The 18,149-nt window shown below is 71.9% G+C and carries 14 protein-coding genes; 10 read left to right on the top strand and 4 right to left on the bottom strand.

The features are described 5' to 3' along the window. Positions 1-132: 132 nt before the first annotated feature. Together ACFZBP_RS03685 and ACFZBP_RS03680 are read left to right on the top strand one after the other, a co-directional pair. Entirely contained in the window at positions 133-750 is a 618-nt protein-coding gene (locus ACFZBP_RS03685) for a hypothetical protein (RefSeq protein WP_391409619.1), read from the top strand. Positions 751-1,375: 625 nt separating this feature from the next. Further along, positions 1,376-1,858 (top strand): ATP-binding protein, encoded by a 483-nt coding sequence (locus ACFZBP_RS03680; RefSeq protein WP_079056009.1) that lies wholly within the window; start codon positions 1,376-1,378, stop codon positions 1,856-1,858. Between the two features lie 69 nt (positions 1,859-1,927). On the opposite strand, the gene ACFZBP_RS03675 is transcribed toward ACFZBP_RS03680, so the two are convergent. Continuing rightward, positions 1,928-2,968, bottom strand: a complete 1,041-nt coding sequence (locus ACFZBP_RS03675; protein WP_391409618.1) for a DUF2637 domain-containing protein — start codon at positions 2,966-2,968, stop codon at positions 1,928-1,930. 304 nt (positions 2,969-3,272) lie between these two features. Continuing rightward, positions 3,273-4,124, bottom strand: a complete 852-nt coding sequence (locus ACFZBP_RS03670; protein ID WP_391409617.1) for a (2Fe-2S)-binding protein — start codon at positions 4,122-4,124, stop codon at positions 3,273-3,275. A 155-nt stretch (positions 4,125-4,279) separates the two neighbouring features. Here ACFZBP_RS03670 and ACFZBP_RS03665 point away from each other — a divergent pair, with 155 nt between their 5' ends. Continuing rightward, complete coding sequence (locus ACFZBP_RS03665) at positions 4,280-5,104, top strand: FCD domain-containing protein (protein WP_391409616.1); 825 nt, start codon at positions 4,280-4,282, stop codon at positions 5,102-5,104. Positions 5,105-5,699: 595 nt separating this feature from the next. On the opposite strand, the gene ACFZBP_RS03660 is transcribed toward ACFZBP_RS03665, so the two are convergent. Together ACFZBP_RS03660 and ACFZBP_RS03655 are read right to left on the bottom strand one after the other, a co-directional pair. Continuing rightward, positions 5,700-6,476 carry a hypothetical protein gene (locus tag ACFZBP_RS03660; RefSeq protein ID WP_383446517.1) on the bottom strand — a complete coding sequence of 259 codons (777 nt, stop codon included), beginning with the start codon at positions 6,474-6,476 and terminating at the stop codon, positions 5,700-5,702. A 153-nt stretch (positions 6,477-6,629) separates the two neighbouring features. After that, positions 6,630-8,306, bottom strand: a complete 1,677-nt coding sequence (locus ACFZBP_RS03655; protein WP_391409615.1) for a PucR family transcriptional regulator ligand-binding domain-containing protein — start codon at positions 8,304-8,306, stop codon at positions 6,630-6,632. Positions 8,307-8,682: 376 nt separating this feature from the next. On the opposite strand from ACFZBP_RS03655, the gene ACFZBP_RS03650 reads away from it, so the two are divergent. The 7 genes from ACFZBP_RS03650 (at position 8,683) to ACFZBP_RS03620 (ending at position 18,019) form a co-directional block, all read left to right on the top strand. After that, entirely contained in the window at positions 8,683-9,573 is an 891-nt protein-coding gene (locus ACFZBP_RS03650; RefSeq protein WP_391409614.1) for an FAD binding domain-containing protein, read from the top strand. Beyond that, positions 9,573-10,175, top strand: coding sequence for a 2Fe-2S iron-sulfur cluster-binding protein (locus ACFZBP_RS03645; RefSeq protein ID WP_391409613.1), 603 nt, complete (start codon positions 9,573-9,575; stop codon positions 10,173-10,175). Before ACFZBP_RS03650 ends, ACFZBP_RS03645 begins: the two co-directional genes overlap by 1 nt. Positions 10,176-10,180: 5 nt before the next feature. Further along, positions 10,181-12,565 carry a molybdopterin cofactor-binding domain-containing protein gene (locus tag ACFZBP_RS03640; RefSeq protein ID WP_391409612.1) on the top strand — a complete coding sequence of 795 codons (2,385 nt, stop codon included), beginning with the start codon at positions 10,181-10,183 and terminating at the stop codon, positions 12,563-12,565. Between the two features lie 244 nt (positions 12,566-12,809). Then, complete coding sequence (locus ACFZBP_RS03635) at positions 12,810-14,270, top strand: solute carrier family 23 protein (RefSeq protein WP_391409611.1); 1,461 nt, start codon at positions 12,810-12,812, stop codon at positions 14,268-14,270. A 62-nt stretch (positions 14,271-14,332) separates the two neighbouring features. Beyond that, entirely contained in the window at positions 14,333-15,484 is a 1,152-nt protein-coding gene (locus tag ACFZBP_RS03630; protein ID WP_391409610.1) for an XdhC family protein, read from the top strand. A 100-nt stretch (positions 15,485-15,584) separates the two neighbouring features. Next, the gene (locus ACFZBP_RS03625; protein ID WP_391409609.1) at positions 15,585-17,768 is read left to right on the top strand and encodes a TOMM precursor leader peptide-binding protein; all 2,184 of its coding nucleotides are present in this window, start codon (positions 15,585-15,587) and stop codon (positions 17,766-17,768) included. 104 nt (positions 17,769-17,872) lie between these two features. Continuing rightward, the gene (locus ACFZBP_RS03620) at positions 17,873-18,019 is read left to right on the top strand and encodes a hypothetical protein (RefSeq protein WP_234766714.1); all 147 of its coding nucleotides are present in this window, start codon (positions 17,873-17,875) and stop codon (positions 18,017-18,019) included. Positions 18,020-18,149 lie beyond the last annotated feature (130 nt).

Here is an 18,149-nt window from a genome sequence, read left to right as displayed (position 1 = left end):
GGCCGTGCGCTGTGACGGCTGATGCTCTTGGTGTCGCACCGATCAGGGGCCGGACGGACCATCCGCCATCGGTGACGACCACTTTCACACGTTCACGCTCTCATCGCACTCATCTCGTCACGGGGGACAGCCATGCCCAACCGCACTCGAACCGGAGCGCTCGCCGCACTCGCCGTCGCGACGCTCGCCGCCGGCGCCGCACTCACCGCCGCACCGGCCGGCGCCGCCACGAAGGCGTCCGCGCCGAAGTTCCTGTCGGCGTCCCAACTCCCGCCGCACCCCACCTCCGCCTGGACCGCCGACAAGGTCACCGACGGCGTCCCGGAGGAGATGCAGTACTGCTTCGGCGAGTCGCTGCTCGCCTACGACTCCCGCTACCGGGCCTTCCGCACAGACCTGGAGACCAACGCCCAGCAGCTCAACGTCGTGGTCGGGGACAGTGCCAAGGCCAAGGCGCTCGCCACCCGCCTCGACAAGGAGGTCAAGCGCTGCGTCGCCCGCATGGACGCCGCCGAGGACATCGAGGCCGACCACAAGAGCTACGGCAGCCTGCCGGTCGAGGAGGGCGCCCGTGTCCACGGCTACGCCACCCGTGCCTCGTGGGGTGCCATGGACATCCACCTCGTCTCCGTCGGCCGGGACGGCGGCACCGTCACCGTCGTGCTGTGGGGGCAGATGGGCGACTTCGCGGACGCGCCGGTGAAGGCCTTCAAGAAGACGACCACCACGGCGGTCAACAAGCTCTACTGACCACCGCACCAGCGGGGCCGCCCTCCCGGACGGGGGTCGGGCGGGCGGCCCCGCACTCACCCGCACCCGTCACCCGCACCCGCAACCCGCTCTCGGCACGGGCCGAACCACGGCCGAGCAAGCGAATTCCGGCCAGTTTCGCCGGCCGCGGGCCCCGCGCGGGGCGTTCACGTCGACGACACCCCGCCGCCGCGCTTCCCACTGCCTCATGCCCGCGTCACATACGGCCGGAACGACAGCGGGCGATCGGCGTCCGGGCCGATCCCGTCCGGTCCCGCCGCCCGGGCGCGCGTCGGCGTGCGGCCGGGTGGGACCGCCCAGGTCGGCCGCCCGCGCCACCGGCGGACGAACCGCCCCGCCTCCTCACCCCGGACGCCCGTCTCCGGCCCGCGGGCCGGTCCGTGGGCCGGTGACCGACCCGCTCCGCCCGTCGCGTACGGCGGCCTCCGGGCGGCCGGTGGGTGACGTTCCGGGTTTCATGCACCCGGCGTGCGCCGCGCCAACCTTGGCCGAACACCTGGTCGTTGACGATTCGACATGACTGGCGCCGGTCCCGATGGGAAATGGATCCCGTGAACGTGTTCGAGCCAGGAGGGGAACCGACATCGGCACGCGGGCGGGGGTCATGAAGAGGCAGGCACGAGGGGGCGGTCCCATAGCGTACGGGGCCTTCTCGGTGGAGACGGTGGAGGACCAGGCCGCGATCGAGGGGGACCGGGCGCAGCCACCTCAGCTCAGGCGCAGACTCGGGCGGGCGGATCTACGGGCCGTACCGGAGGCCCGCAGGGCCCTGCGGGACCTGTTGCGGCACTGGGGGAGGCCCGGACGGTCGGACATAGCCGAACTGCTCACCAGCGAACTCGTCACCAACGCGATCGTCCACACCGACCGTGAGGCCGTTCTGACGGCGACCGTCGGACCGGACGGACTCCGGGTGGAGGTACGGGACTTCGTGGCCCGCCGGCCCAGACTGCGCGTACCGGTCGCCGACGACGGTACGAACGGCAGAGGCCTGGTCCTCGTCGAGTCCCTCGCGGACGCCTGGGGTGTACAGCCGCACGGGGTGGGCAAGGCGGTGTGGTTCGAACTCGACGCGGATGCCGCGTGAGGCCCGACGAACGGGATGGGGCGCGACCCGAGCCCGGGTCGCGCCCCATCCCGTCGATGAGCGGTGTTCTCAGCCGAACTGCTGCTCAAGGTCCTTGAGCTTGCGCTCCAGGGAGTCGAGTCGCGGCAGCGCCATGGTGTCGTCCTCCGCGGTGAGGTCGACGGCGACCGGCTCAGAACCGGTGCGTACGGGCTGAAGTGAGGGACGCGACCGTACGGGCAGTTGCTCCGGCGTGGATATGGCAGGCTCCGCGGTGACCTGGGCCGAGGCACGCTCCAGGGCCTGTGTCTCGACCTGCCGTCCGTTGCCACGGCCGATGAAGCCGCGGTGGCCCCGACTGATGGCCTTCAGCTGGGCCCGCTCCATGCGCTGCTGGTCGCGCCGGCGCAGTCGGCTCTCGTCCTTCTGCCGCTTGTCCTCGCGGACCTCGTCGACCGCCTCGTCCAGGCTGCGCACGCCCTCCAGGAGCATCAGCGACCAGGCCTTGTAGGTCTCGCGGGGGGCCCGCAGCCAGCGGACGATCCGGATCTGCGGAAGCGGCCTGGGCACCAGACCCTGCTCGCGCAGGGCGGCCCGGCGGGTCTGCTTCAGCGCCCGGTCGAACAGCACGGCCGCGGAGAGGGACATGCCGGCGAAGAAGTGCGGGGCGCCGTCGTGGCCGATGCCCCGGGGCGCATGCACCCAGTTGAACCAGGCGGCGGCGAACGCGAAGGTCCACACGAGTATCCGGGAGCCGAGGGCCGCGTCACCGTGGCTGGCCTCCCGCACCGCGAGCACGGAGCAGAACATCGCCGCGCCGTCGAGGCCGAACGGCACCAGGTACTGCCAGCCGTTGGTCAGGCCGAGGTTCTGCTCACCGAAGCCGACCAGACCGTGGAAGGAGAGTGCCGCGGCCACCGCCGCACAGCAGAACAGCAGGACGTAGGAGACGGTGCCGTAGATGGCTTCCTTGCGCCTGCGGCGCTCTTCGCTGCGCTCCCACGAGTCGTCCGCGCCGGCTTCCTTCCCCGCGGTCTTCCCGCGCCGCAGCACCGCTATCGCCGCCAGCAGGCCCAGGAGCAGTACGGCGCCCGGAAGCAGCCAGTTCAGCGATATGTCGGTCAATCTCATCTGGGGTCCCTTGCATTGGGATAGGGCGTAACGCCCGCCATAGTGGCCCAATCCCACTAGCCCTCAGGGGGTTTCGGGGCAAGAGGCCGCCAAGGAAGTGCAAGGGGATGCCCAGGGCGGCGTTCTGCTCGAACTGCCGCTTGAGGGGCGGGAGTTGAGTTCGAACAACACTACCCGTGCGGGTGGTTCCACGGAAAGTTCCTGCGCGAAGTGAGGAATTCGTGAAACGCCTGTAACCGGAACGAGTGTGCTGCTCGCGAGTGATCTTACGACACGGCGGCTCACGCCTGTGTCTGAGGGGGCCTCAACTGGCGGTGGCGAGAAGCCTCGTGACCCGGTCGGCGTCGCAGGTGCGCGGGCAGGTGGGGCAGGTGTCCTCGGGGCGCAGCGTGTAGAACATGCAGCAGCTCGCCCGGTCCCGGGTGGGCAGGGACTCGCCGTTCGGGCCGGTGAGCTCACGGAAGGCGGCCGAGCCGACGTACGGCTTCGTCGCGCCCGGCAGCAGCAGTTCCAGTTCGCGTCGCGCCCGGTTCTGCTCCCCGTCGCCGAACAGGTGGGCGACATACCACAGGCCCTCGACGATCTCGTCGGTCGCCATGCCCCACAGTGCTCGCCCGCGGCGGCGCATGCGCGGGCCGAACCCCGCGAGGACGGGTTCGAGGTGCTCGGCGACGGCGGTCCGCACCTCGGCGCGCAGCGCCTCCTCGTCGGGGACGACCCTCGCGCCGGGCAGGGTGGCGGCCGGGTCGCCCGGGAGGCAGGCGAAGGTGGTGGGGCGGGCCGCCAGGCGGCCCAGTGGGAGGCCGGGGGGCGTGCGGTCGTACGAGATGTGTGTCACGGGGAAGCGGGGGACGCGGCGGAGCAGGAACCAGGGCACGGTGATCAGCAGGCAGACCGGCCAGGCGTAGCGGTGCAGGCCGAAGCCGGCGACGACGTCCGGGCGTGCGGGCTGTCCGTAGTCGCGTCGTATCTGTGTGTCGTCCCAGGCCAGGAAGGCGTCGAGGCCGGCTGTGCCCTCGGCGAGCGCGGTGGCGGTGATCCAGCCGTCGTGGTGGGGGAGCTGTGCGTCCGGGGAGAGCTCGGTGATGTCCAGGCCCGGGAAGACCTCGGTGAGACGGGTGTACGCGTCCGTGAGGGCCGAGGGGGGCACGGGCATACTGGACCGCCGATCCGCGAGGCTTTGAAGGTAAGGCTTACCTTACCCAAGATCGCCGCGATTTGAACTGTCGCGTTCTGCGCCTAAGGTGCTTGACGGGCGAGTAACAAGACGCCGTAATGACCCAAAGTACCGACACGTCCGGAGGAGGACCCGTGAAGCAGGGCGCGCAGGGCTCCGCGGCGACGGGAATTCCGCAGGTGTCGGGGGAGGACGGGGGTGCGGGCGCGCCCATGGGCGGGGCCGCGCGGGTGCCGTCGCAGGGGCGGGCCGGGGGTGTGGAGCGGGGCCGGGGTGTGTCGGTGCCGACGGCTCGGGGGGAGCATGTCCACAGCGAACCGCCGATGCCGGTGCCGGTGCCGCGTGCTGTGGTGCAGCGGGCCTCCGTGCGGGGGCAGATCCTCGATGCTCTGCGTACCGCGCTGGTCACCGGGGAGCTGACGCCGGGCGTCGTCTACTCGGCGCCCGCGCTCGGGGAGCGTTTCGGTGTCTCCGCCACGCCGGTGCGTGAGGCTATGCAGCAGCTTGCCCAGGAGGGGGCCGTCGAGGTCGTTCCCAACCGGGGGTTCCGGGTGGTCGAGCGGGGCGCTCGGGAGCTGGCCGAACTCGCCGAGGTGCGGGCGTTGATCGAGGTTCCGGTGATGCTGCGGCTGGCCCGTACGGTGTCCGCGGAACGGTGGGCGGACCTGCGGCCGTTGGCCGAGGCGACGGTCCGGGCGGCGTCCACCGGGTGCCGGGCGACGTACGCGGAGGCCGACCGGACCTTCCATCGCGCTGTGCTGTCCCTCTGCGGCAACGAACAACTCGTCCAGCTCGCGGACGACCTCCATCGCCGGGCCCAGTGGCCCCTGCGGACCTCCACCCGGAGCCGCACCGACCTGCTGGCGGACGCTACGGAGCACTCGGCGCTGCTGGACGCGTTGATCGCCGGGGACGTGGATGTGGTGCGGGTGCTCGTGGGGGAGCACTTCGCGGGGTGACGATGCCTGCGGCGGCCTGTTGCTGTCCGGTGGGGGTGCGTGTGGCGCGGTTCGGTGGGCGGCTGGGTCGGGGCCGTGCCGGGGGGTGTCCGTCCTCGGTCCGGCGCTGGTCGTAGGCCAGGAGGTGCCGCGTGTTGACACCGGACTCTGCGGGCGGACACCCCCCGACACGTCCCCTTCGCGCCGCGCGCGACCGGGCGTCCGTGGGTCCACCGGCCAACATCCTGCAGCGCGGCCGACCCAGGCCGGCGCTCGAAAACAAGCCCGTCCCGGCCCCCCCACCCACAGGGCGCTACGCCGCCCGGACGCGTCCGAGGTCAAGCCCGTCCCGAGTCCCCACCCGTCCGCAGGGGGCTGGACAGCCCCGGACGTCTTCCAGTCCGTCCGGCGTCCGAGGTCGAGGCCGTCCCGAGCCCCCACCCACCCGCAGGGGCTACGCCGGCCGAGGCATATTCAGCCCGTCCGGCGTTTGAGGACGAGGGCCGGAGGGCCGATGGGGGTCCAGGGGGGCGGAGCCCCCCTGGTGGGGTGGAAGGGGCGGAGCCCCTGGGGATGGGACGGGTAGGGGCGGCGGGGGCGAGGAAAGGGGGGTGGATTAGGCGGCTGCGGGGGGTGTGGGGGCCAGTTGGCGGGCCAGCCAGGTGGGGACGCCGCCCAGGAGGTGGAAGAGGCGGCGGGCCTCGTTGCGCAGGCGGGCCGCCTCCGGCTCGGTCTCCGCATCGGCGAGGGACGCCAACGCGGGGGCGGTGCCCACCAGGTAGCCCAGTTCCTCTCGGATGCGGAGGGACTCGGCGAAGCCGTGCCGAGCCTCCGCCAACTCGCCGTCGCGCAGGGCGAGTCCGGCGAGGTGGCGCCAGGTGAAGGAGAGGAGGAGGGGGTCGGCGTGGGCCGTCGCGCCCGCGTGGGCCCGGCGGTACGCGGCGCGGGCCGCCTGCGGCGAGCGCGCCAGGTTCTCCGCCAGGAGCCCGCGGCGGAAGTCCAGCAGCGCCCTCCCCGCGGCCCCCGGAGGGATCAGCGCTGCCGCCCGCCCCAACGCGGCCCGCGCCTCGTCGGCCCGATCGCGCACCGAGTGCAGCGTCGCCGCGTAGGCAAGTTGCCCGCGTTCACAAGCGGCAGCGCCCCGCTCGTCGTCACTGTGCGCGAGCGCCTCGGCCGTACGGAGCGCGTCCTCGGCCTCCTCCCAGCCCTGCTCGGTGTAGAGACAGCGCTCCACCAGCAGCGACGCCCGCTGCAGCGCGGCCTGCGCGGTCACCGGCTGTAGCAGGGCCGCCGCGTCCGCCCAGCACGCGCGTGAGCGCAGCCGCCATACCGCGGTCTGGAGTGGATCGTCACCGGCGGTCGTTCCGTTACCAGACATGGCGGTATACGCCACCTCGCCCTCCCCGAGCACGCCATCGAGCTGTTGAGTGGTGGCGGCATCTCAGCACGGATCGACGGGTTCGGCCAAGAGGGTGGGTGAAGGATTTCACAAAGTCGTGGGACAGCGGCGGCACTTGGTGCCGTGCGGCGGGGGAGCCCGGTGGGGTCAACTCATCCGCAATGCCAAGAAGAAATCCAGCTTGTCCTCCAGCCGGGAGAGGTCACGGCTCGTCAACTGCTCGATTCTGCCCACTCGGTAGCGCAGTGTGTTGACGTGCAGGTGGAGACGGGTCGCACAGCGCGTCCAGGAGCCGTCGCAGTCGAGGAACGCCTCGAGGGTGGGGATCAGCTCGGCGCGGTGGCGGCGGTCGTAGTCGCGCAGGGGGTCGAGGAGGCGGGCCGTGAAGGCGCGGCGTACGTCGTCCGGGACGAAGGGCAGCAGGAGGACGTGCGAGGCCAGCTCCTGGTGGCCCGCGGCGCAGACCCGGCCGGGGCGTGCCGCGGCCACCCGGCGGGCGTGCCGGGCCTCCTCCAGGGCGCCGCGCAGGCCCTCCGCGGAGTGCACGGCAGCGCTCACGCCGAGCGTGACCCGGCCGTCGCCGTCCAGGCCCGCCGACAGGGCGTCGCGGACCGAGTCGAGGAGCGCGTCGGCGAGGATGCCGGTCTCCGAGCCGTCGTGCTCCGAGGAGACGGCCGGCAGGGGGACCAGGGCGATGGCCTCGTCGCCGGTGTGGGCCACGGCGATGCGGTCGGACGGTTCGGGGCCGGTGGCGAGCGGGTCGACGAGGATCTCCTCCAGGAGGGACTGGGCGATCGGGCCCTCCTCGATGTCGCCTCCGTCCTCCCACTCGACTCGGGCCACGACCACCTGCCAGTGGGGGGCCGCGCCGAGGCCGGGCAGCAGGACCGGGGCCGCCACGCGCAGGCGGGCGGCGATCTCGGCGGGTGCCGCGCCCGTCTGGACCAGTTCCAGGACCTCCTGGGCGAGCCGTCGGCGGACCGTGCGGGCGGCGTCGCGCCGGTCGCGTTCCACCGCGATCAGCTGGGTGACGCCCTGGAGCAGGTCGAGGCGCTCCTCAGGCCAGTCGCTCGCGTCGGCCTCCACGGCCAGCAGCCACTCCGACAGCACCGTCTCGCGCACGTCGCGCGCGGCCTGCGCCGAGCGGCCGGTGCTGCGGATCGGGAAGAGCGAGTACTGCGCGCTGCCCAGCGGCAGCCGGTGTGGGCCGCGACGGCCCGTACGGGCTGCCGTCAGATGCTCCGCCGCCAGCCTCGCGCACACCTCGGGGGCCAGCGCCGGGCCGCCGACCTTCGAGCCGGCGATGAGCCGGCCCGTCGGTGACAGCACCCACGCCCGCAGGTCCAGGTCCGAGCCGAGGAGGTCCAGGACCACGTCCGGGCCGCCGCCCGCCGGGCCCGAGGTCATCATCCGGCGGTGCCGGTCGACCACGGCCGCGAGATCCCCGGCCCGCTCGCCGCTCACCTGCCGTACGACATGCTCGGTGATCGTCGCGAACGCCACCGACTCGTGCACCGCGAACAGGGGGAGGCGGTGGCGGGCGCAGGCCAGCACCAGGTCGTCGGGGATGTCGCCGAGCTCGGCCTCGCCGGCCCCCAGCGCCGCCACGCCGGCCTGGGCCAGGAGGCGGACGAAAGGCTCGGAGTCGGCGGAGTCGCGGCGCCAGGCCAGCCCCGTGAGCACCAGCTCGCCGCCGGAGAGGTAGCGGCTGGGGTCCCTGAGGTCGGTGGTCATCACACCGCGCACGGTGCGGTCCAGCTCGTCCTCGCCGCCGAGCAGCTTGAGGCCCAGCGCGTCGGTGTCCAGCAGTGCGCGCAGCCGCATTCTCGTCGCCGCCGTTCTTTGTCTCGAAATCTACGATGAATCTTGATGGGTCTGTGGTGAGGCCGGTCTGTGGGCCGGTGAGCGGCGCCCGGGGCGGTGCTCGTCGTCTTTCGGACCGTGTCCCAGGTCACAGCCTCGTGCCGGATGTTTCCAGAGGAAAGCGTGGAGGTTACTGGTGGCCTCCATTCATACGAATCTACAAGATGACCGCCCTGGCCAGCCAACTCCTTCATGGTTTCCGTGACTGACCCCGGTGGAGCAGCGCGCTGTGTACTGACGTCAATCCGCGTTAACAGCACATGAACGAGCCGGGCCCGCCGCACCTGATCTGGCTCAAACCGTACGACCCACGAGACGAAGAAGAAGAGAGCCGGTCATGGACTTCCTTCGCCCCGCCAGCTGGGAGGAGGCGCTCGCCGCTAAGGCAGAGCACCCCACCGCTGTGCCGATTGCGGGTGGCACCGATGTGATGGTCGAGATCAACTTCGACCACCGCCGGCCCGAGTACCTTCTCGACCTGAACCGCATCGGCGACCTCTACGAGTGGGAGGTCGGCGAGGACAGCGTGCGGCTCGGGGCCTCCGTCCCGTACACCCGCATCATGGAGCACCTGCGTGCCGAGCTGCCGGGCCTCGCCCTGGCCTCGCACACGGTCGCCTCCCCGCAGATCCGCAACCGCGGCGGCGTCGGCGGCAACCTCGGCACCGCCTCCCCGGCCGGTGACGCCCACCCCGCCCTCCTCGCGGCGGGCGCCGAGGTCGAGGTCGAGTCGGTGCGCGGCAGCCGCCGTATCCCGATCGACGAGTTCTACACCGGCGTCAAGCGCAACGCGCTGGCCGCCGACGAGCTCATCCGGGCCGTGCACATCAAGAAGGCCGACGGGCCGCAGCAGTACTCCAAGGTGGGGACCAGGAACGCCATGGTCATCGCCGTGTGTGCCTTCGGGCTCGCGCTGCACCCCGAGACGCGGACCGTGCGGACCGGGATCGGCTCGGCCGCCCCGACGCCCGTGCGGGCCAAGGCCGCCGAGGAGTTCCTGAACGCCGCGCTCGAAGAGGGCGGCTTCTGGGACAACGGCAAGATCATCACCCCGTCGGTCGCCAGGCAGTTCGCGGAGCTGTGCTCCGGCGCCTGCAACCCGATCGACGACGTCCGGGGCACGGCGAGCTACCGCCGCCACGCGGTCGGCGTCATGGCGCGCCGCACGCTGACCTGGACCTGGGAGTCGTACCGCGGCACCGCCGCCCGCACGGAGGGAGTCGCCTGATGCGCGTCAACTTCACTGTCAACGGACGTCCGCAGGAAGCCGACGACGTGTGGGAGGGCGAGTCCCTGCTGTACGTGCTGCGCGAGCGGCTCGGTCTGCCGGGGTCGAAGAACGCCTGTGAGCAGGGCGAGTGCGGGTCCTGCACGGTCCGGCTCGACGGGGAGCCCGTCTGTGCGTGTCTCGTCGCGGCCGGACAGGTCGAGGGCCGCGAGGTCGTGACCGTCGAGGGTCTGGCCGACTTCGCCAAGCAGCGTGCCGAACACGGTGGTTGCGCGACCGGCGCCTGCGGTACGGACGGCAAGGCGGGGACCTCGCTCCAGGACGCTCAGCACTGGGCGGCCAAGGGGCAGGACTCGCAGACCGGCGAGGGCACCGAACTGTCCCCGGTCCAGCAGGCGTTCATCGACGCCGGCGCCGTCCAGTGCGGTTTCTGCACGCCCGGTCTGCTGGTCGCCGCCGACGAGATGCTGGAGCGCAACCCCAACCCGACCGACGCGGACATCCGCGAGGCCCTGTCGGGCAACCTGTGCCGCTGCACCGGTTACGAGAAGATCATGGACGCGGTCCGCCTCGCGGCCGCCCGGCAGGGAGAGGCGGTCTGAGCGACATGCCCACCAACGGCGCTCCCACGAAGATCACCCAGGGGTCCCAGACCAAGGGCGGCATCGGTGAGTCCACGCTCCGCCCGGACGGCACCCTCAAGGTCACCGGCGAGTTCGCGTACTCGTCCGACATGTGGCACGAGGACATGCTCTGGGGACAGATCCTCCGGTCCACCGTCGCGCACGCCGAGATCGTGTCCATCGACACGAGCGAGGCCCTCGCCATGGCCGGTGTCTACGCCGTCATGACGTACGACGACCTGCCGACCGACGTGAAGAACTACGGCCTGGAGATCCAGGACACCCCGGTTCTCGCCCACGGCAAGGTACGCCACCACGGTGAGCCGGTCGCGATCGTCGCCGCCGACCACCCGGAGACGGCGCGCCGCGCCGCCGCCAAGATCAAGGTCGACTACCGCGAGCTGCCCGTCATCACCGACGAGGCCTCCGCGACCGCCCCGGACGCGATCCTCGTCCACGAGGACCGCGACGACCACCACAGCGGCCACGTCCCGCACCCGAACATCGTCCACCGCCAGCCGATCCTCCGCGGCGACGCCGCGGCGGCCGCCGAGCGGGCCGACTTCGTCGTCACGGGCGAGTACACCTTCGGCATGCAGGACCAGGCCTTCCTCGGCCCCGAGTCGGGTCTCGCCGTGCCGGACGAGGACGGCGGCGTCCACCTCTACATCGCCACCCAGTGGCTGCACTCCGACCTGAAGCAGATCGCGCCGGTCCTCGGCCTGCCCGAGAGCAAGGTCCGCATGACGCTGTCCGGCGTCGGCGGTGCCTTCGGCGGCCGCGAGGACCTGTCGATGCAGATCCACGCCTGTCTGCTGGCGATGCGCACCGGCAAGCCCGTCAAGATCGTCTACAACCGCTTCGAGTCGTTCTTCGGGCACGTCCACCGCCACCCCGCCAAGCTGTACTACGAGCACGGCGCCACCAAGGACGGCAAGCTCACCCACGTGAAGTGCCGGATCGTGCTGGACGGCGGCGCGTACGCCTCCGCCTCCCCGGCCGTCGTCGGCAACGCCTCCTCGCTGTCGATCGGCCCGTACGTGGTCGACGACGTCGACATCGAGGCCATCGCCCTCTACACCAACAACCCGCCCTGCGGCGCCATGCGCGGCTTCGGCGCGGTCCAGGCGTGCTTCGCCTACGAGGCGCAGATGGACAAGCTCGCCGACGCGGTCGGCATGGACCGGGTGGCCTTCCGGCAGCTGAACGCGATGGAGCAGGGGACCATCATGCCGACCGGGCAGCCGGTCGACTCCCCGGCCCCGGTCGCCGAACTGCTGCGCCGTGTCAAGGCGATGCCGCTGCCGCCCGAGCGCCAGTGGGAGTCCAGCGAGGGCGCGGACGTACGGCAGCTGCCGGGCGGTCTGTCCAACACCACGCACGGCGAAGGCGTCGTCCGCGGTGTCGGCTACGCGGTCGGCATCAAGAACGTCGGCTTCTCCGAGGGCTTCGACGACTACTCCACCGCCAAGGTGCGCATGGAGGTCATCGCCGGCCAGCCCGTCGCCACCGTGCACACCGCGATGGCCGAGGTCGGCCAGGGCGGCGTCACCGTCCACGCGCAGATCGCCCGCACCGAGCTGGGCGTCACCCAGGTCACGATCCACCCCGCGGACACCCAGGTCGGCTCGGCCGGCTCCACGTCCGCCTCCCGGCAGACGTACGTCACCGGCGGCGCCGTCAAGAACTCCTGCGAGCTGGTCCGCGAGAAGGTCCTGGAGATCGGGCGCCGCAAGTTCGGCTCCTACCACCCCGCCTGGGCCACCGCCGAGCTGCTCCTGGAGGGCGGCAAGGTCGTCACCGACGGCGGCGAAGTGCTCGCCGACCTGGTCGACGTACTCGAAGGCGAGAGCGTCGAGGTCGAGGCCGAGTGGCGGCACCGTCCCACCGAGGCCTTCGACCTGCGCACCGGCCAGGGCAACGGGCACGTGCAGTACTCCTTCGCCGCGCACCGCGCCGTCGTCGAGGTCGACACCGAGCTCGGCCTGGTCAAGGTGATCGAGCTGGCCTGCGCCCAGGACGTCGGCAAGGCGCTCAACCCGCTGTCCGTCATCGGGCAGATCCAGGGCGGCACGCTCCAGGGCATGGGCGTCGCGGTGATGGAGGAGATCATCGTCGACCCCAAGACCGCGAAGGTCAGGAACCCGTCCTTCACGGACTACCTGCTCCCCACGATCCTCGACACGCCGATCATCCCCGTCGACGTGCTCGAACTCGCCGACGACCACGCCCCGTACGGGCTGCGGGGCATCGGCGAGGCCCCCACCCTGTCGTCCACCCCGGCCGTCCTCGCGGCGATCCGGAACGCGACCGGGCTGGAGCTCAACCGCACGCCGGTACGTCCGGAGCACCTCACCGGAACGGCGTAGCAAAGCTCTCCGGGCGGCGCCGGGAACGTCACACTTCGCCGCGCCGCCCGGAGGAACCAAGTACCGCACCGCTCGCGGCACTTGACTCCCCAGCAAGTACCAGCACCACGGATCCCGTTCACCGGATCCTGATCGTTCGCCTCGGGCCGTCCCCCGGGTCGTGCGGCCGAAGCACCTTCCCAAATCCCGCTGCTGTCAGGTCGGCCGCGCGGGTGCCCCTTTGAACCTTGGGAGTAGGCCCCACATGACCCAGCAGTCACTGGAGCCGACGACGTCGGCCGAAGACGCGGGAGAAGGAACCCGCGTCCCGGCCGGCAGGTCGTGGCTCGACCGGTACTTCCACATATCCCACCGAGGATCCACGGTCGCGCGTGAGGTGCGCGGCGGCGTCACCACCTTCATGGCGATGGCGTACATCCTCCTGCTCAACCCGTTGATCCTGTCCGGCAAGGACGTGGCCGGGGACATGCTCGCCCAGAAGGCCCTCATCACCGCGACCGCGTTCGCGGCGGCCTTCACCACGCTCCTGATGGGCTTCTTCGGCAAGGTGCCGCTGGCCCTCGCCGCCGGCCTGTCCGTCTCCGGCGTCCTCGCCTCGCAGGTCGCCCCGCAGATGACGTGGCCGCAGGCCATGGGCATGTGTGTGATGTACGGCGTCGTCATCATGCTGCTGGTCGTCACCGGCCTACGCGAGATGATCATGAACGCGATCCCGCTGGCACTCAAGCACGCGATCACCATGGGCATCGGCCTGTTCGTGGCGCTGATCGGCTTCGCCAAGGCCGGTTTCGTGCACCAGGGCGAGTCCACCCTGGTCACCCTCGGCCCGGCCGGGGAACTCGCCGGCTGGCCGGTACTGCTCTTCGCCGTCACCCTGCTCGCGATCTTCATGCTCCAGGCGCGCGGCGTCCCCGGCGCCATCCTGATCGGCATCGTCGGCGGCACCGTCCTCGCCGTCGCCCTCAACGCCTTCGACGTCATCGACCCCAAGCAGTGGGCGGGCGGCGCCGCACCCGAACTGCACGGCAGCGCGGTGTCCATGCCCGACTTCTCGATCTTCGGCAACGTCGAGTTCGGCGGCTGGGGCGAGGTCGGCGCGATGACGGTCGGCATGATCGTGTTCACGCTCGTGCTCGCCGGGTTCTTCGACGCGATGGCGACCATCATCGGCGTCGGCACCGAGGCCAAGCTGGCCGACGACAAGGGCCGGATGCCGGGCCTGTCCAAGGCGCTGTTCATCGACGGCGCCGGCGGTGCGATCGGCGGCGTGGCCGGCGCGTCCGGGCAGACCGTGTTCGTCGAGTCGGCGACCGGCGTCGGCGAGGGCGCCCGCACAGGTCTCTCCTCGGTCGTCACCGGCCTGTTCTTCGCGGCCTGTCTGTTCTTCACCCCCCTCACCGCGATCGTGCCGGGCGAGGTCGCGGCCGCCGCCCTGGTGGTGATCGGCGCCATGATGATGATGAACGCCCGCCACGTGGACTGGGCCGACCGGGCCACCGCCATCCCGGTGTTCCTCACCGTCGTGCTCATGCCGTTCACGTACTCGATCACGGCCGGTGTCGCGGCCGGTGTCATCTCGTACGTCGCCATCAAGATCGCGCAGGGCAAGGCGCGGGAGATCGGGGCGTTCATGTGGGCGCTGACAGGCATCTTCATCGTCTACTTCGCCCTCAATCCCATTGAGAACTGGATGGGCGTGCACTAGCCGCTCCCGGATCGGATCCCGGGAAACGCCGTCCACACAACCGCTGTCAAGGAGACCGAGAGATGTTGGACATCGCCGAGGAGTTGCACCGGTGGGTCGAGCAGGGACGTGACTTCGCCGTGGCCACCGTGGTGGCGGTCGGCGGCAGCGCACCCCGGCAACCCGGTGCCGCGCTCGCGGTGGACGCCGACGGCACCGCCATCGGCTCGGTCTCCGGCGGTTGTGTGGAGGGCGCCGTGTACGAGCTGTGCCAACAGGCGCTGCAGGACGGCGAGACGGTCCTGGAACGCTTCGGCTACAGCGACGACGACGCCTTCGCGGTCGGGCTGACCTGCGGCGGCGTCATCGACATCCTCGTCACGCCGGTACGGGCCGCCGACCCCTACCGCTCCGTTCTCGCGACCGCGCTGCGGGCGGCCGCGAGCGGGGAGGCGGCGGCGGTGGCCCGGATCGTGTCCGGGCCGGCCGAACTGATGGGCCACGCTCTGCTCGTCGGCCCCGACGGCGGCTACGACGGCGGTTTCGGCGCCCACCCCGAACTGGACCGCACGGTCGCGGCGGAGGCCCGTGCCCTGCTGGACGCGGGCCGCACCGGCACCCTGGAGATCGGCGAACAGGGATCGCGCTGCGGCGCCCCGCTCACGGTGCTGGTCGAGTCCTCGGTCCCGGCACCCCGGATGATCGTCTTCGGTGCCATCGACTTCGCTTCGGCGCTGGTACGCGTCGGCAAGTTCCTGAACTACCACGTGACCGTGTGCGACGCCCGCCCGGTCTTCGCGACGAAGGCCCGCTTCCCGGAGGCCGACGAGATCGTCGTCGAGTGGCCGCACAAGTACCTGGAGCGGACGTCCGTCGACGCCCGGACGGTCCTGTGCGTCCTCACCCACGACGCCAAGTTCGACGTACCTCTGCTCCAACTCGCGCTGCGGCTGCCGGTCGCGTACGTCGGCGCGATGGGCTCCCGCCGCACCCACCTGGACCGCAACGACCGGCTCAGGGAAGTCGGCGTGAGCGAACTGGAGCTGGCCCGGCTCAGGTCCCCCATCGGACTGGACCTCGGCGCCCGCACCCCGGAGGAGACGGCCCTGTCGATCGCCGCGGAGATCGTCGCGAGCCGACGGGGCGGCAGCGGGGTGTCCCTGACGGGGGCTCACACACCGATCCATCACGACGCGGCCGGGCGGCCCGCGGGACGGATCGGCTCCGTGGCCTGACGGCCGCGCAGGCCTTCCTCGACGGCCTCACCGCCATGGCGCGAGCCGCCGTACGACGCCCACCGGCGTGTACACCGCTACCTGAGAACGAGGGGGATTCTTGGACAGCGAAGAGCTGTTCCTGAGGCAGGACGCCGCATTTCTCGAAACGCCCGAAGGGGTGCTGCTCAGAGGAGGACGCGAGGATTTCTTCCTGAAAGGGGCATCCGCCTACCGCTGGCTCACGGCGTTGGCGCCCGCGCTCTCCGTCGGATGCACGGCCGAGCGCCTGTGCGCGGGGCTCGACGCGGACCGGGCGGCGGCGGTCCGGCGGCTGCTCGCCCAGCTGGTGCGCAGCGGCTTTCTCCGGGTACGCCGCGTCGAGCCGGAGGGAGTGCTCGACGCGGCCACCCGGTCCCGCTTCGCCGAGCAGATCTCCTACCTGGCCCATCACACGGACACGCCGCAGGCAGCCTTCCGGAAGGTCAGGGAGGCCCGGGTACTGGTGGTCGGCGAAGGCCCCGGCGCCGCGTCGGCGGTACGCCTGCTGCTGCGCAACGGCGTGCGGCAGGTGGCCCTGTGCGGCTCCGTCGACGACGCACCCGACGACCTGGAAGTGTTCCCCGGGCAGGACGACGCCGCCGTGCTCGCACGGGCGGCGAGCTGGCGCCCCGACGCCCTCCTCGTCCTCCCCGAAGGCCCGTCGGCCGGACTCGTCGCCGCCCTCGCCGACCACGCCGCGCAGCGAGGACCGCTGTTCCTCGCCGGGCACGCGACAGCCGACCGCCTGCTGCTCGGCCCCCTGGTACGGCACGGCGCGACGAGGGACTCATGCTGGCACTGCCTCCGGCTCAGGACCGCGCGGACGGGAACGACGGAAGCATCGGGAACGTCAGCCGCGCAGGGGGAACCGCCCGTCGAGCTCTTCCCGGCCGTTTCCGCCGCCGCCGGAAGTGAACTGGCCGCGGAGCTCTTCAGGACTCTCTCCGGCTGTATCGAGTCGGAACTCGTGAACGGTGTCGTCCTACGCGACCCGCTCTCCCTGGAGAGCACACGGGAACCCTTGGCCGCCCACCCGTCATGCCCGCACTGCAACCACGAGGAATCCCTCGACGAATGCACCGATCGCATCCTGGAACTGTCCTCCGGGCGCCATGACCTGCCCCGCGACAGCGAGCAGCGCGCCGCCGCCCAGACGGCGGCACTCGCCCCGACCCTCGGCCCGCTCGCGGACTACGACGACCAGGAACTGCCCCAACTCCTGGTGAAGACCGGCAGGGTGCGAGCCCCGGCCACCCGGGCCGGTGCCACGACGGATCCGGGCACCGCCCGGCACGCCTACGGGTTCAGCTTCGCGACGTTGGAGGCCGCGCGGATCGACGCTCTCGAACGCATGGTCCGCCGCACGGCCGCCGACGACCGCACCCCGTCCTCCCTGCCGAAGACCCTCGGCACCTGGGAACAGCTGACGGACGAGGGCTCGGACGCGCTGTCCGCCGCGCGCTTCGGCACCCGTCGAAGGCCGGCGGCTCCGGGGGACGGCCCCGCGGAGAAGTCCACCTGGGTGCCCGCCTTCTCGCTGAGCCGTCGCACCCTGACCTGGATACCGCAGCACATCGCCTTCGCCCCCGCCGGGACGGACAGTGTCGGTGCGGCGGTCGGCTACGGGGCGGGGGCGACCTTCGAGGAGACCGCGCTCGCCGGAGTCCTCTCCGTGCTGCTGCACGAGCGCGTCGAGGCGGGCCTCCGCGGCGAGGTGACGGTTCAGCCGCTGGAACTCACCACCGAGGAACGTGACAGCAAGGAGCTGTCGATCCTCCCCGCTCTGCGGCGCTCGGCGGGCGAACCGCGCTTCGGTGAGCTGCCCGCCCCCGACCCCGCCGAGCCGGCCCGCGTCGTGGTCGCCCGCGCCGAGCCGCCGACCGGCGACCGACGCCGCCCGGTACAGGTGGCGGCCATCGGCCTGACCAGGGCCGAGGCGCTGCACACCGCCGTACTGGAACTGGCGGGCCTGCTGCAACTCCCGTACGACACACCGCGCCTCGACAGCGCCCGCTCGCTCGTGTGCCCGGAGTCGTGGCCGCCGTTGCCCGCCGGGTCGGCGGAGCCCGCGCCCGCGGCGCCCGCCCTGCCGGAGTGCGCACTTCCCGCGTCGGCACCTCCCGAGTCCGGGGCCGTCGACCTGGCGGGCCTCCTGGCCGCACTCGCGCGGCGTGGTCGTGAGGCGGTCCTGGTGAGCACCCTGCCGCCGGCCGTCGCGGCGGGCCTGCCGGCGCTGACCGGCCGCGTCCTGCTCACCCGCTGAGTCTCCCCCCGCCCCCTGCTGTACCTCCCATGACTTCCCGGTGTCCAACACCGGGCGGCTTCCGGGGCATGCCCGGAAGAAGGCCAACAGAAAGGTACGTCTTCATGCAGAACGATCTCGCCGACCTGAGCAGCCTGACCGTGGAGTCCTTCGAGCTGGAGGCGGTCCCCGCCGAGCTCGTCACGGAGTCCCTGCACACTGACTGCGTCTTCTGCGGCTGCCACTGCAACCAGGTCCCCGAGAAGAAGTAACCCATGTCCGCCGTGGGGGGGGGGGGGGGGGGCCCCCCCCCCCCCCCCCCCCCCCCCCCCCCCCCCCCCCCCCCCCCCCCCCCACCCAACGCTGCAAGTGACACACCCCCCCCCGCGCCCGCCCCCCCCC

The sequence above is a fragment of the Streptomyces sp. NPDC008086 genome (assembly GCF_042957325.1).
Lineage (GTDB): Bacteria > Actinomycetota > Actinomycetes > Streptomycetales > Streptomycetaceae > Streptomyces.
This window is presented reverse-complemented; position numbering and strand designations above follow the sequence as displayed.

Excerpts from the sequence above, each read along its gene's own strand:
- ACFZBP_RS03675 (WP_391409618.1), bottom strand. The coding sequence starts at position 2,968 with ATGAGATTGACCGACATATCGCTGAACTGGCTGCTTCCGGGCGCCGTA.
- ACFZBP_RS03680 (WP_079056009.1), top strand. The coding sequence starts at position 1,376 with ATGAAGAGGCAGGCACGAGGGGGCGGTCCCATAGCGTACGGGGCCTTC.
- ACFZBP_RS03670 (WP_391409617.1), bottom strand. The coding sequence starts at position 4,124 with ATGCCCGTGCCCCCCTCGGCCCTCACGGACGCGTACACCCGTCTCACC.
- ACFZBP_RS03645 (WP_391409613.1), top strand. The coding sequence starts at position 9,573 with ATGCGCGTCAACTTCACTGTCAACGGACGTCCGCAGGAAGCCGACGAC.
- ACFZBP_RS03655 (WP_391409615.1), bottom strand. The coding sequence starts at position 8,306 with ATGCGGCTGCGCGCACTGCTGGACACCGACGCGCTGGGCCTCAAGCTG.
- ACFZBP_RS03635 (WP_391409611.1), top strand. The coding sequence starts at position 12,810 with ATGACCCAGCAGTCACTGGAGCCGACGACGTCGGCCGAAGACGCGGGA.
- ACFZBP_RS03685 (WP_391409619.1), top strand. The coding sequence starts at position 133 with ATGCCCAACCGCACTCGAACCGGAGCGCTCGCCGCACTCGCCGTCGCG.
- ACFZBP_RS03640 (WP_391409612.1), top strand. The coding sequence starts at position 10,181 with ATGCCCACCAACGGCGCTCCCACGAAGATCACCCAGGGGTCCCAGACC.
- ACFZBP_RS03620 (WP_234766714.1), top strand. The coding sequence starts at position 17,873 with ATGCAGAACGATCTCGCCGACCTGAGCAGCCTGACCGTGGAGTCCTTC.
- ACFZBP_RS03650 (WP_391409614.1), top strand. The coding sequence starts at position 8,683 with ATGGACTTCCTTCGCCCCGCCAGCTGGGAGGAGGCGCTCGCCGCTAAG.
- ACFZBP_RS03630 (WP_391409610.1), top strand. The coding sequence starts at position 14,333 with ATGTTGGACATCGCCGAGGAGTTGCACCGGTGGGTCGAGCAGGGACGT.